Genomic DNA, 12,677 nt, shown 5'->3' on the forward strand with positions numbered 1-12,677 from the left:
AAATTGCAATGGCTAGAATGCCATTCAAAAGTTGTAGATAGAGTGGTAATTACAGCCAAAAACCTAAAAACGACAAAGCCCCGACAACTCAAAGAGTTATCGGGGCTTTTAAATAATGGCACGCCCTATTGGATTCGAACCAATGACCACATCCTTAGAAGGGACGTGCTCTATCCAGCTGAGCTAAGGGCGCGCTACAGGGACAGGATTATACGAGTTCAAACGGGTAAATCAACGGGTTTTCATAACATTCTGATCTGAATGCCTAAAAAAAGTCCATCAAAACGCTTAATGTTCAAAAACACCACAAAGCAAACGTTTGCGTATGGATGTTAATAAGAAATTCTGCGACAATGCGCCGCAGATAATTTGCCTTCTTAATTTATAAGGAAAGTCATGACTGCTCAAAATATAGACGGAACTCTCATTTCCCAAACTGTTCGATCCGAAGTGGCAGCACGTGTTAAAGCTCGTGTTGAAGCTGGGCTACGTGCCCCTGGTTTAGCAGTGGTTCTAGTTGGTGAAGATCCTGCTTCTCAGGTTTATGTCGGTAGCAAACGCCGCGCATGTGAAGAAGTTGGGTTTGTTTCTAAGTCTTTTGACCTTCCTGCGTCTAGCTCAGAAGAAGAGTTACTAGCGCTGATTGATGAATTAAACAACGATGATGAAATTGACGGCATTCTAGTGCAATTACCCCTTCCTGCGGGCATCGACACAACACATGTTTTAGAGCGCATTCACCCAGAGAAAGACGTGGATGGCTTCCACCCTTATAACGTTGGTCGTCTTGCGCAACGTATTCCAAAGCTTCGCTCTTGCACGCCAAAGGGCATCATTACCCTACTAGACCGTTACAACATAGAGCTTCGTGGCAAACATGCTGTTGTGGTCGGTGCATCAAACATTGTTGGTCGTCCTATGACACTTGAGCTGCTGCTTGCGGGCTGCACGACAACAACATGTCACCGTTTTACCAAAGACCTAGAGAGTCATGTGCGTCAAGCTGACGTTGTCGTGGTTGCGGTTGGTAAGCCAAACTTCATCCCTGGAGAGTGGATTAAGAAAGGTGCAGTGGTTATCGATGTCGGCATTAACCGTCTTGATTCAGGCAAGCTAGTTGGCGACGTGGAATACGATAAAGCACGTGAAAGTGCGAGCTTTATTACTCCTGTCCCTGGTGGTGTTGGCCCAATGACCGTCGCAAGCTTAATTGAGAACACGATGCTCGCTTGCGAGCAGTTCCACACAGACAAATAACGTAAACTTCAGATACGAAAAAGGCTCCGCAAGGAGCCTTTTTGCTAATTTTAGGTATCTCTTTCAGTTACAGACTTAAAATCACGCCCGCAATTGAAGCGCTCATTAAGTTCGCCATCACACCAGCGATAATCGCACGGAAACCATGCTTAGAAACAAATGCACGCTTTTCAGGTACCAATGAGCCCAGTCCGCCAATCAACATCGCCATACTTGAAATGTTTGCAAAACCACACAAAGCAAACGTCACGATTGCTTGTGAGTGTTCACTGAGTTGAGACTTCACTTCAGCAAGCTGGATGAAAGCAACGAACTCATTCACCACAATCTTATTACCAATCAGCGAGCCTGCTGTGGTTGCTTCTTGCCATGGTACACCTAATAACCAAGCGACAGGTGCGAATACATAACCTAGGATCAGCTCGAAGCTTAGTGGCGTCCCAACAAGGTCACCAATCCAACCTAGCATGCCGTTTAACATTGCAATGACACTGATGAACGCCAATAGCGTACCACCTACCGATACAGCAATGCGTACACCCGCCATTGCACCATCGGCCAATGCTTCTACTACGTTGGTTGCACGTGGAATTTCAACTTGGCTAATGTCGATATCTGCTGCTTTATCCGTATCTTCTGGCATTAAGATTTTTGCCATTAACAAGCCCGCAGGTGCCGACATAAATGCGGCAGCGATCAGGTAGTTAAGGTCAACGCCCAGTGACGCGTAACCGACCAACGTTCCACCAGCAACAGAAGCCAAACCACCTGTCATCACCGCAAAGAACTGCGAGTCGGTCATGTGCTTTAGGTATGGCTTTACCATCAATGGCGCTTCAATGGTGCCAACAAAAATATTCGCCGTTGCAGACAAAGACTCCGCGCGACCGATACCCAGCAGCTTTTGAATACCGCCACCGATAAAGTTGATGATTTTTGGCATCACACCAATGTGATAAAGACCGGAGATAAGAGAGGAGAAGAAAACGATGATACCCAGAACATTGATCGCAAAGGTGAAGCCCTCTGTCGCCAAATTACCGAATAAAAACGCAATGCCCTCTTGACCATAGTTGATCAAATTCGACACAACGCTGCTCACTGAATTCAGCGCATCTCGTCCTGCTGGTACATATAAAACCAACAACGCAAACAGTACCTGCAAAGCAAACGCAAACGACACTGTTCTCAGCTTTATATTTTTTCTATTTGTAGAAAGTAGCCATGCTACGAATAGTATGGCTACGATACCAATAATTGAGTTCATAAAATGAATCCGACAGAAGGGGGATATGGAAGGCACCGGATTGTATAGCGGACTCAAAATGCTGCAAGTTGAGGATGTTAACAGTGTGAAAAGTTTAAGCGCCCAATAATTGACCTTAATCATAAGACATTGAATTATATAAATATAAACGTTTGCTTATTTTTATTGTTTCCATATAGAAAAGATGTTTCTAGTTCTGGAAAAATTTTTGTGAAGTGAATCACCTTATGTGCCGTTCAATAACGTCATTGATCCTGTTACTTAGGAATAGATATGTAAGGCGCTAGACGTTGATCCCAATGACACGGGTTACCGATCTTCTGTTTGATGAAGTTAATCACTGCGGATATTTTTTTTGGCATATGTTGGCGGCTTGGATACACCGCATAAAACGGCATCGACTGGCTTGCTTTCCAGTCCGGTAACAACTGTATTAACTTACCCGTTCTAAACTCATCACCCAGTAAGTAAGTGGCAAGGTAGGCAATGCCCCAACCTGCAATCGCGGCGTCACGTACCGCTTCTGCTAAATCGACAGAGTAGTTTCCGGAGACTTTTACGTTCAATTCTTGCTGATCTTTGGTAAACGCCCACCCCGTATAGTCACGCTCCCAGCTTCTGTATATGAGGCAGTTGTGAGCAGATAGGTCATCCGGTTCTGTTGGCGTGTCATGTTTCAATAAGTAATCTGGCGATGCCGCAACAACAAACTGGCAATCCGTCAAACGCTGCGCAATGTAGCCTTCAGGTAAATGCTCGTTGTTGGTCACCCATAAATCGAGCCCTTCGGCTAACATATCGACCTTATAGTCAAACAAATGCACCTCCACTTGAAGTTGAGGATACAGTTCGCGCAACTCTTGAATTGCAGGAATAATGTGCAAGGTACCGAATGATTGCGACAAACCAAGACGCACTAAGCCTGCCACTTCATCCCGCTGGGTTTCCATCTCTAATGTAGCACTGCTCACCGCTTGTACTACTTGCTCACAGTGATGAAAAAAGGTTTTTCCTGCCTCAGTCGGCGTAAAGCTTCGCGTAGTGCGTTGAACAAGCTTGATACCAAGAGACGCTTCTAGCTGACTCAACTGTTTACTCACATGAGACACCGACACGCCTAAGCTCTTTGCAGCCGCTGTGAAGCTTTTATGTTTAAGAAGAGCGGAGAAAATCACCATTTGTGCGGCACGTTCAGATAACACGCTTTACCTCGATTTGATTATAGGAAAAACAAAGGACTCCGAAGAGCCCTCATATTGAATACTGGATGCCAAGTGATTATTTTATAACAGCTCAGTATTTAATTCGGTCAGCCAAGTGACTCACGGCGAGTGCGAAGTAGTAAGAGCGGTTCCACTTCATCAGTACGTTGTAGTTATTGTAAACCAGATACGTACGACCATTCTCGTCGTCCGGCATGATCAACCATGCTTTGATGTCTTCATCCAGTTTTGGCAACGGGCTACCATCGTATTTTGTGATACCAAGTTTGCTCCACTCCTGAAGATATTTACCTTTTTCAGCCGTGCGCCCTTCTAAGCTGCGATCAATGCCTTTAGGGACTTTCACTTGGCGACCCCAAGTGTATTTGTCATCCCAGCCGGACTTGCTCAAATAGTTAGCGGTTGATGCAAACACGTCGGCTTCAGATTGCCAAATGTCTTTTTTACCATCCCCGTTGCCGTCAGCGGCAAAACGAAGAAAAGAGCTTGGCATAAACTGACATTGCCCCATCGCACCAGCCCATGAACCCTTAAAGTTTTCCAGTTCAATATGGCCTTGATCGAGGATCTGCAATGCCGACATGGTCTCTTTACGGAAAAACTCTTCACGACGACCTTCAAATGCCATTGTAGACAACGCGTCAATCACTTTGAAGTTACCCGTAAATTTACCAAAGTTACTTTCTACACCCCACAGCGCCACGATAAAACGAGGCTGCACACCGTACTCATCGCCTATACGCTTTAGCTCGGTGTAATGCTCTTTATAGAGTTGTCTTGCTTGCTTCACCTTCCATTCGGGCACCGCGCGAGGAATGTATTCATCCAACGTCAGTTTCTTCTCTGGTTGGTTTCGGTCCGCTTTTACTGCTCGAGGCTTGTACTCAACATTCGCAAAAGCAGCACTAATGACCTGCTCTGAGATACCTTTATCACGCGCTTCAGCACGCAGCTTATTCAAGTATTCATCGAAACCCTCGCTACTTGCAAAAGCCGAGGTACACACACCAACGCTAAGCATGGTAGCCAGTATTTTTTTCATATTGCCCTCCTTGAGCAAGGCAGAAATCCCAGATGAAAAACGATGACGTTATTCGCCTTTCTGCTGGGCTTTTTGTTCTTTGTACTTTTCTAGTAGGTTCTCCGGCGGAGGCGGAACCTGCAAAAAGAAGCCATCATTTTGCAATGAAGCCTTCACTTTTTCGATATCAACTTGTGCCAATTTACGGCCATCAAGTTTAATCGTCATAACAGCGATAGGCTTACCGAACATCTGCATTAAGGTGTCAGGAACCTGTGAAAAATCATCCTTTTTCGGAATATAGAGATAAGTACCTTCTTTTTTCGAGCTTTTATAAATAGAACAAAGCATGACACGCCTTTTATGCTGATTTAGCCGCGTTGAGTGCGGATTAGGTTGAAAACGTCAAATTCTCGCAAACTTAATAGCAAATTTGAGATTAATTCACCTATTTGCCCACGAGAGAACTTGCTGCGTCAAAGGATGAAATATAACATGACAGACCTAGTTTAAGGCAACGCTCTTTCAATAAAGGCAAGAAGTCCACGATGACCCATTCACCAGACCTTAAAGGTAGCAGTTTTACATTGTCAGTTTTACACCTTTCTGACAATGAGATCGCAAAGACTGTCGAATTTTTGCAAGAAAAAGTTTCTCAAGCACCTTCTTTTTTTGCATCCGCGCCTTTGGTAATCAATATAGCAAAAGTACAAGGCGACATTGATTTCCCTAAGCTTAAACAAGGCATCTCAGATGCTGGTTTTATTCCGGTCGGTGTAACGGGCTGTAAAGACAAGCGTGTACAAAATCTTGCTTCCGAAGCTGGCTTCGCCATTATGTCGGCAAGCAAATCACCAAGCCAGGCGCCAGCCAAAATGGCACCAACGAAAGTAGTTCGCACGCCTGTTCGATCAGGACAACAGATCTACGCGAAAGATGGTGATTTGGTGGTGTTAGCGCACGTAAGTGCTGGTGCTGAAGTCATCGCTGACGGCTCTATTCATATCCATGGCACACTTCGAGGCCGTGCGATTGCAGGCGCAAGTGGTCAGCAGGAAGCGCGTATTATTTGCCACGATTTACAAGCAGAACTGGTATCCATTGCGGGTGACTACTGGTTAAGCGATCAAATTGAAAGCGAGTACTGGCAAAAGAAAGTAATGATCAGTAAAGCCGATGAATCATTGCATTTAGAAGTTCTCGCGATTTAATCTAAAAAGGAAAAAAAATGGCACGCATTATTGTAGTAACGTCTGGTAAAGGTGGCGTTGGTAAAACCACTTCAAGCGCAGCCATCGCCTCTGGTCTAGCTCTGAAGGGAAAAAAGACCGCGGTGATCGATTTTGATATCGGTTTGCGTAACCTCGACCTAATCATGGGCTGTGAGCGCCGTGTCGTGTATGACTTTGTAAACGTCATTAACGGCGAAGCGACATTAAACCAAGCGCTGATCAAAGATAAGCGCACGGACAACCTATTCATTCTTCCTGCTTCTCAAACTCGTGATAAAGACGCACTGACAAAAGATGGTGTTCAGCGCGTATTCGGCGAACTTGATGAAATGGGCTTTGATTTCATTATTTGTGATTCACCAGCAGGTATCGAACAAGGCGCATTGATGGCCTTGTACTACGCCGATGAAGCCATTGTCACAACGAATCCAGAAGTCTCTTCTGTGCGTGACTCTGACCGCATTCTCGGTATTTTAGATTCTAAGTCCCTGCGTGCAGAACAAGGGCTAGAGCCAGTAAAACAGCACCTGCTACTGACTCGCTACAACCCATCTCGCGTCACTCAAGGCGAAATGCTAAGCGTTGAAGACGTAGAGGAGATCTTACATATTCCACTACTGGGCGTGATTCCAGAAAGCCAAGCCGTGCTTAACGCGTCAAACAAAGGTGTGCCAGTCACTTTTGACGATAACACCGATGCAGGTATGGCTTACTCTGACACCGTTGATCGCTTATTAGGCAATCAGGTTGAATTTCGTTTCCTTACTGAGGAGAAGAAAGGACTCTTTAAACGACTCTTTGGAGGCTAGACATGTCATTATTAGAATTTTTCCGTCCACAGAAGAAAACTTCTGCGAATCTAGCTAAAGAGCGTTTGCAAATCATTGTTGCTGAGCGCCGCAGCCAAAATGATCCAGCGCCTTCTTACTTACCTCAATTGAAAGAGGACATCTTGAAGGTGATCAGTAAGTACGTGGCAATTGATCCAAATATGGTTGACTTAACATTTGAGCACAAAGACGACGATATCTCAGTTCTTGAGCTCAATGTGAAGCTACCAGACGACGAGAAGTAAACCACTTTTCCTCGCGAGATTGAATGCTCAGATTTGAATGAAAAAGGTTGGCACCGAGGCCAACCTTTTAACCTTTTATTACTTTAATGCTTTGTTCATCTTGTCGCCGAGTAGATCCAAACGCCACCCTTGCATCAAGTCAGGCAACACTTCTGGATCGCGATCTTTTTTCCACACCCAACTGATCAGCTGATTGATCTGCTTTTTAGAAGCAAGGAACTCCGTCGCTAAGCCAGACTTCTGCGACGCCGATTTCACTATGTCTTTCATATTTTTGAAGACTTGTTTGTAACCTGGATAATCCATTAAGCGTTCAATTTTCGCTGGATACTCTTCAGAAGGTGTTTGCTTCGCTTGTTTAACAATCGCGGCAATCTTCGCGCCATGGCGGTTAATCGCTCGGATATCAATATCTTCCGCTTCCATCTTCTTAAAGTTCGTTAAGCCAAGACGAGCGACTGTTAATAGGTCACCTTCTTTGAAGATAAAGTTCAGCGCTAAATCTCGTTTGATTGCTTCACGATAACGCCACGTCGCCAATGGCTTTAAAATCGCCAGTTCAGAAGGTTTTAACTGCCAAGCACCTTTAATATCAAGGTAGGCATTCTCCTCATTAGTGACGCGAATGCGTTTTGAAACCAACAAATCACTTTCTTGTTGTACGGCTTCCCACCAACCTGCTTGCGTCACCTTATCGAACAGCTTTTCGTATAACGGTAATAAGTAATGCACGTCTGCAGCAGCATAATCTAATTGCTTTTGCGTCAACGGTCGAGCCATCCAGTCAGTACGTGATTCACTTTTGTCGAGCTCTACGCCTAAATATTCTTCCACCAGCGATGCGAAGCCTGTTGATAGACCGTGACCAAGAAAGGCCGCCATCAACTGTGTATCTACCATAGGGAATGGAGTGCAACCAAATGCGTTTTGGAAAACTTCTAAATCTTCACCACATGCGTGCAGCACTTTTAGCACAGAAGTATCTTTTAATAGCGCTACGAACGGCGTCATATCCGTTAATTCGGTCGGATCAATCAGCGAGAGGCGATTACCATCGAAAAGCTGAATCAGACCTAACTGCGGGTAGAAAGTGCGAATACGGACGAATTCGGTATCCAGCATCACTACATCTGCCTCTCGGGCGTGAATGCAAACTTCTTCTAGGTCTTTGTTTTTGGTAATAATTTGATAATTCACATACTTCTCGCTATAAAAAATGCCAGCAAAACGCTGGCATTCTATCATTTTTTAAATCTCTCGACTCGACGAAATCGGCTTATGCGCTTTTCTTCGCGAGTTCAGCGTCATTCTCTTCGCGTAAAACACGACGCAAGATCTTACCGACATTGGTTTTAGGTAAGTCTTCGCGGAACTCAACCAACTTAGGTACTTTATAGCCAGTTAAGTGTTCTCGACAATGCGCGATCACTTCGTCTTTGGTCAAGCTCGGATCGCGTTTCACGACATAAATCTTCACTAATTCACCAGACACTTCATGCGGCTGACCAATAGCAGCAACTTCAAGTACTTTGCCGTGTAGTGCTACAACGTCTTCGATTTCGTTCGGGTAAACATTAAAGCCTGATACTAAGATCATGTCTTTCTTACGGTCAACGATATGCAGGAAGCCTTCGTCATCGAACTTAACGATGTCGCCAGTTGATAGCCAACCGTCTTCGTTAATCGTGTCTTTCGTTGCTTCAGGTCGTTGCCAGTAACCTTGCATAACCTGAGGGCCACGAACTTGAAGTTCACCAGTTTCAGTATTCGCAAGAGCGTTGCCTTCTTCGTCCACGATACGAACTTCTGTTGATGGTACCGGCAGACCAATAGAGCCATTGTATTCAACAAGATCATGCGGATATGCCGCCACCAACGGAGAACACTCTGTTAGACCGTAACCTTCGAGCAAATAGCAACCCGTGGTCTTTTGCCATCTTTCTGCCACTGAGCGCTGCACTGCCATGCCGCCGCCAACGGCTAAACGTAGATTACTGAAATCCAACTCGTGGAAATCTTCATTATTGACCAATGCATTAAATAAGGTATTCACGCCCGTAATCGCGGTAAACGGATGCTTTTGTAGCTCTTTCACGAACCCTGGAATATCTCTAGGGTTGGTAATAAGTAGGTTACGGCCACCCATTTCGACAAACAGTAAACAGTTTACGGTAAGAGCAAATACGTGATACAGCGGTAACGCTGTCACGACCAATTCACGGCCTGGAGATAAAACCGGCCCGTACGCGCCTTTCGCCTGTAAAACGTTCGCAATCATGTTACGGTGAGTCAGAATCGCACCTTTCGCGACGCCTGTCGTACCGCCCGTGTATTGCAGGAATGCGATGTCATCCCCAGACATAAACGGTTTAACGTATTGTAGACGACGACCTTTACGTAGAGCCTGACGCATTGAGATTGCACCAGGTAAATCGTACTTAGGCACCATGCCCTTAACGTACTTCACGACAAAATCGACAATCGTACCTTTCGCTCGTGGCAGCATTTGACCAAGGCTGGTTAACACCACGTGTTTAACTGGTGTTTTATCGACGATTTGTTCTAGCGTGTTCGCAAAGTTAGATACAATCACAATCGTCGTCGCACCTGAGTCATTCAATTGGTGCTCAAGTTCACGAGGAGTGTAAAGTGGGTTAACGTTTACGGCGATACAACCTGCACGCAAAATACCAAACAACGCCACTGGGTATTGCAGTAGGTTTGGCATCATCAGAGCAACACGGTCACCCTTTTGCAGTTTTAACTCGTTTTGCAGATACGCTGCGAATGCGCGACTACGCTCTTCCAATTTACGGAAGGTCATAACCGAGCCCATGTTCATGAATGCTGGTTGGTCTGCATATTTTTGTACAGACTGCTCAAACATTTCTACCAAAGACTCATATTGCTCTGGATTAATGGTTTCAGGTACGTCACTTGGATAACGTGAAAGCCATGGTTTATCCACGATGTTACTCCTCGTTTATAACTGGCTAAAAAATAGCGTCCTTTTTATTTTGAAAGCTATTACAGCACAGCGAACGTGCTTGAGCACGCAACTCTCAAACACTTGTTTAAATTTTGTTAACTACACCAAGGATTCGCGTTGCGACCTCGAGTATTTGCTCTAAATGACAGTGATGACCACCCTTGACAGAAACCACTTGCGGCGGGTTCTCTCCCCAATCAGTTTGGTTAGATGGTAAATTCTGAAATCCTTGATCGCCTAATACGATCAAATGAGGACAACGTATTTGGCTGGTAATCGAGTTAGCATGCGCTTGCGCCATTCGGTAAAGCGACGCACATTTTAACTTGGCATCATGCCGCCAATACCATTTATCTCCTCGCCGCTCTGTTCCACGCTCGACTATCGGCAGAAGCTGCTCAGCGGTTAATTGGTTGGCTTGCATGCGTAATTTTAACGCCAGATCGAAGGAGGTAATGCTTCGCTCTGGCTTGTTGTGCTGTCTTACTCGACTTAAAACGCCATCGCGAAGACGAGGCAAACTGTTAGCATGATCTTCAGTAAGAGGACCTGCTCCCTCAATTTGCACAAGAGCTTCGACCTGCTCTGGAAACGCAGCACTATAGCAACTTGCGATTAAAGCACCAAGTGAATGCCCTACTAATATCAGTCTGTTTGGTGATAATTCGTCCAAAAACTGATACAAATCGGCAATATAGTCGTGAAAGGGGTAATAATTATCGTGAGATTTATGACTCGATAAACCGTGACCAAAATGGTCGATAGCAAGGAGGTGTAAGTGAGGATTAAGTTGGTTCAACTGCTCCATGAGCGCTTTAAAGCTGCCCGCATTATCTAACCATCCATGAAGAAAAACGACTGACAAGTCAGCCGTTTTTTCGTTCCCTATCTCTAGGGCTGCCATTTTGCCGGCAGGAAGCTCGAATTGACGCTCATGCATCGCAGATTATTTGACCTGTTTTATCACTTTACCGTCTTGTGGGAAATCATTACGCCACATGCGGCAGTTAATCGAGTAACATGGGTAAAAGTAGGTTGGCGAGTCATACATGCGTACACGTTCTTCAATTTTCCACAAACGGTAGCCTCGCCCCTTAATGATCGGGAATACGTATTCGTGCTCACCAATCTTTCCTTCTTCTTCTCCGGCGCCTTTACCTACAACCGTCAACAAACGACCTTCACTAAAGGCAACAGGCTCTAAATAGCCATCAAAATAGGCGACAAAACGTCCCGTAGGCTCTTCATCAATATCAGGTTTACCAGACTTACTGATTGGAAGATTTACAATCTCTAGACGCGTTTTATCTTTAAAGTTATCCACTTTAGCGATGATTCCACCAAGGCGAACATCTTCACTCACTTGCCCCTGAGACTCAGCAAAAGCTTTATAGTCTGTAACGACCAATTCTGTGCTTGCATTTAGCTCCTCTGGCAACGAGCTACACGCAGACAAACCAACCGTAGCAAATAATGCGAGAAAAAACCGTCCAAAAACCTTCATAAACCACCTTTCAATATTAGTAACCCCAAGCTGGGGAGATCTCACACGTAAATATCGACACCAAGTAATTGAGCCAGTTCCTCTTTTTTAGCTCGATTCATGACATCCATGTACTGCTCCATTGCTTTACGTGCGCTCCCTTCAGGAAGGTCATATTGCACTTGAGCTCGGTGAATTTGGGACTCATCCACGTGTTTTATGGAGTGCGCCACAGCGTTAGCAACCTTTGAAGGCTGACCTACAGGCTGCTTTGTTTGTGATTTATCTACCTGCTTCTTTTTGCTGACTTTATTAGTGCGATTTGCACCGGGAATCAAAGAAGGAGGCAAGCCATTAATCGACGCCATAGCACTCCATAAAAATACAGGGCAAACGCCCTGCTTTTTGTCAGGTTAATGAAAAACGGACTATTCGCGACCAGGAAGTTTTTTCCATGTCACATTATCGCGTAGATAAACTGGGCTAGAATCTTCTACCGGCACAGTATTACCCTTTTTAAATTCTTGTTCAGCAAGAATCACGATGTCTTGTGAATCAGGGTACAGAACCTCACCATGCGTCAAATTAAATGGTAGGTCTGCTAATACTTCTTGGTATGCATCCCAACCAGTACCTGCTGTCGTCCACATTTTGTCGTCTGCCTGTGCTTCTTCAGTTAGACGTGCTGGTGGAATAACACACTCTTCATCAATACCAACCCATTCACCATTGTCTTGACGAGAATAGCGCGCCCAATAAACTTCACTCATACGTGCATCAATGGCAACAGCGACATTGGTCACACCATGTAAACGATGGCTACCTTGAGCCATCGCAGCCAGCGTTGAAACGCCGATCATAGGTAAGTCAGCACCGAACGCCAAACCTTGTGCGATACCAATACCGATACGAACGCCAGTAAAGCTACCTGGACCACGTCCAAACGCTAACGCATCTAGCTCTTGTAGAGTCAGGCCAGCTTCTTTAAGTACTTCATCAACCATTGGCAGTACTTTTTTGGTGTGATCGCGTGGTGCAACCGCGCTACGTGAAATCACTTGATCATTAGCCAACAACGCAACTGAACAGTTTTCAGTCGCTGTATCGATAGCAAGAATTTTTGCGCTCAT

The 12,677-nt window shown here is 45.1% G+C and carries 14 protein-coding genes and 1 tRNA gene; 4 read left to right on the forward strand and 11 right to left on the reverse strand.

What is annotated here, in order from left to right:
- Positions 1 to 116: 116 nt before the first annotated feature.
- Positions 117 to 193, reverse strand: a tRNA-Arg gene (locus L3V27_RS12035).
- A 203-nt stretch (positions 194 to 396) separates the two neighbouring features.
- Between L3V27_RS12035 and folD the strand changes: the two genes are divergently transcribed.
- Positions 397 to 1,257, forward strand: a complete 861-nt coding sequence (gene folD, locus L3V27_RS12040; RefSeq protein ID WP_005396027.1) for a bifunctional methylenetetrahydrofolate dehydrogenase/methenyltetrahydrofolate cyclohydrolase FolD — start codon at positions 397 to 399, stop codon at positions 1,255 to 1,257.
- A 67-nt stretch (positions 1,258 to 1,324) separates the two neighbouring features.
- Here folD and L3V27_RS12045 read toward each other — a convergent pair whose 3' ends face one another.
- The 4 genes from L3V27_RS12045 to L3V27_RS12060 form a co-directional block, all read right to left on the reverse strand.
- On the reverse strand, positions 1,325 to 2,524 hold the full coding sequence (locus L3V27_RS12045; RefSeq protein ID WP_237311922.1) for a NupC/NupG family nucleoside CNT transporter: 1,200 nt from the start codon (positions 2,522 to 2,524) through the stop codon (positions 1,325 to 1,327).
- Positions 2,525 to 2,781: 257 nt separating this feature from the next.
- A complete protein-coding gene (locus L3V27_RS12050; RefSeq protein ID WP_017634801.1) occupies positions 2,782 to 3,726 on the reverse strand; it encodes a LysR family transcriptional regulator in 945 nt (314 codons plus the stop codon).
- A gap of 91 nt (positions 3,727 to 3,817) precedes the next feature.
- Positions 3,818 to 4,789: a lytic murein transglycosylase gene (locus L3V27_RS12055; protein WP_047009509.1), complete on the reverse strand. Its 972-nt coding sequence runs from the start codon at positions 4,787 to 4,789 to the stop codon at positions 3,818 to 3,820.
- 48 nt (positions 4,790 to 4,837) lie between these two features.
- Positions 4,838 to 5,119, reverse strand: a complete 282-nt coding sequence (locus L3V27_RS12060) for a YcgL domain-containing protein (RefSeq protein WP_005382303.1) — start codon at positions 5,117 to 5,119, stop codon at positions 4,838 to 4,840.
- A gap of 197 nt (positions 5,120 to 5,316) precedes the next feature.
- Between L3V27_RS12060 and minC the strand changes: the two genes are divergently transcribed.
- The 3 genes from minC to minE are packed head-to-tail and all read left to right on the forward strand — an operon-like array spanning position 5,317 to position 7,075.
- Positions 5,317 to 5,979 (forward strand): septum site-determining protein MinC, encoded by a 663-nt coding sequence (minC, locus tag L3V27_RS12065; RefSeq protein ID WP_005382304.1) that lies wholly within the window; start codon positions 5,317 to 5,319, stop codon positions 5,977 to 5,979.
- 17 nt (positions 5,980 to 5,996) lie between these two features.
- Entirely contained in the window at positions 5,997 to 6,809 is an 813-nt protein-coding gene (gene minD / locus L3V27_RS12070) for a septum site-determining protein MinD (RefSeq protein ID WP_005388331.1), read from the forward strand.
- A gap of 2 nt (positions 6,810 to 6,811) precedes the next feature.
- Positions 6,812 to 7,075 carry a cell division topological specificity factor MinE gene (gene minE / locus L3V27_RS12075; RefSeq protein WP_005396037.1) on the forward strand — a complete coding sequence of 88 codons (264 nt, stop codon included), beginning with the start codon at positions 6,812 to 6,814 and terminating at the stop codon, positions 7,073 to 7,075.
- A 78-nt stretch (positions 7,076 to 7,153) separates the two neighbouring features.
- On the opposite strand, the gene rnd is transcribed toward minE, so the two are convergent.
- From rnd to tsaB, 6 genes are all read right to left on the reverse strand, one after another.
- The gene (gene rnd, locus L3V27_RS12080; RefSeq protein WP_082244853.1) at positions 7,154 to 8,272 is read right to left on the reverse strand and encodes a ribonuclease D; all 1,119 of its coding nucleotides are present in this window, start codon (positions 8,270 to 8,272) and stop codon (positions 7,154 to 7,156) included.
- Between the two features lie 79 nt (positions 8,273 to 8,351).
- On the reverse strand, positions 8,352 to 10,043 hold the full coding sequence (gene fadD / locus L3V27_RS12085; RefSeq protein WP_005382216.1) for a long-chain-fatty-acid--CoA ligase FadD: 1,692 nt from the start codon (positions 10,041 to 10,043) through the stop codon (positions 8,352 to 8,354).
- A gap of 106 nt (positions 10,044 to 10,149) precedes the next feature.
- Complete coding sequence (locus L3V27_RS12090; RefSeq protein ID WP_237311924.1) at positions 10,150 to 11,004, reverse strand: alpha/beta hydrolase; 855 nt, start codon at positions 11,002 to 11,004, stop codon at positions 10,150 to 10,152.
- A 6-nt stretch (positions 11,005 to 11,010) separates the two neighbouring features.
- Positions 11,011 to 11,568, reverse strand: a complete 558-nt coding sequence (locus L3V27_RS12095) for a Slp family lipoprotein (protein ID WP_237311926.1) — start codon at positions 11,566 to 11,568, stop codon at positions 11,011 to 11,013.
- Between the two features lie 41 nt (positions 11,569 to 11,609).
- A complete protein-coding gene (locus tag L3V27_RS12100; RefSeq protein ID WP_012842040.1) occupies positions 11,610 to 11,915 on the reverse strand; it encodes a hypothetical protein in 306 nt (101 codons plus the stop codon).
- A 60-nt stretch (positions 11,916 to 11,975) separates the two neighbouring features.
- Positions 11,976 to 12,677 (reverse strand): tRNA (adenosine(37)-N6)-threonylcarbamoyltransferase complex dimerization subunit type 1 TsaB, encoded by a 702-nt coding sequence (gene tsaB, locus L3V27_RS12105; protein ID WP_005396049.1) that lies wholly within the window; start codon positions 12,675 to 12,677, stop codon positions 11,976 to 11,978.

It is taken from the genome of Vibrio sp. J2-3(2022), assembly GCF_021725735.1.
In the GTDB taxonomy this organism is placed as follows: domain Bacteria; phylum Pseudomonadota; class Gammaproteobacteria; order Enterobacterales; family Vibrionaceae; genus Vibrio; species Vibrio diabolicus.

Bases quoted from the DNA above. Each gene is read 5' to 3' on its own strand.
- L3V27_RS12060 (WP_005382303.1), bottom strand. From the start codon at position 5,119: ATGCTTTGTTCTATTTATAAAAGCTCGAAAAAAGAAGGTACTTATCTC.
- L3V27_RS12100 (WP_012842040.1), bottom strand. From the start codon at position 11,915: ATGGCGTCGATTAATGGCTTGCCTCCTTCTTTGATTCCCGGTGCAAAT.
- minE (WP_005396037.1), top strand. From the start codon at position 6,812: ATGTCATTATTAGAATTTTTCCGTCCACAGAAGAAAACTTCTGCGAAT.
- L3V27_RS12090 (WP_237311924.1), bottom strand. From the start codon at position 11,004: ATGCATGAGCGTCAATTCGAGCTTCCTGCCGGCAAAATGGCAGCCCTA.
- L3V27_RS12055 (WP_047009509.1), bottom strand. From the start codon at position 4,789: ATGAAAAAAATACTGGCTACCATGCTTAGCGTTGGTGTGTGTACCTCG.
- L3V27_RS12045 (WP_237311922.1), bottom strand. From the start codon at position 2,524: ATGAACTCAATTATTGGTATCGTAGCCATACTATTCGTAGCATGGCTA.
- folD (WP_005396027.1), top strand. From the start codon at position 397: ATGACTGCTCAAAATATAGACGGAACTCTCATTTCCCAAACTGTTCGA.
- tsaB (WP_005396049.1), bottom strand. From the start codon at position 12,677: ATGAGCGCAAAAATTCTTGCTATCGATACAGCGACTGAAAACTGTTCA.
- minD (WP_005388331.1), top strand. From the start codon at position 5,997: ATGGCACGCATTATTGTAGTAACGTCTGGTAAAGGTGGCGTTGGTAAA.
- L3V27_RS12095 (WP_237311926.1), bottom strand. From the start codon at position 11,568: ATGAAGGTTTTTGGACGGTTTTTTCTCGCATTATTTGCTACGGTTGGT.
- minC (WP_005382304.1), top strand. From the start codon at position 5,317: ATGACCCATTCACCAGACCTTAAAGGTAGCAGTTTTACATTGTCAGTT.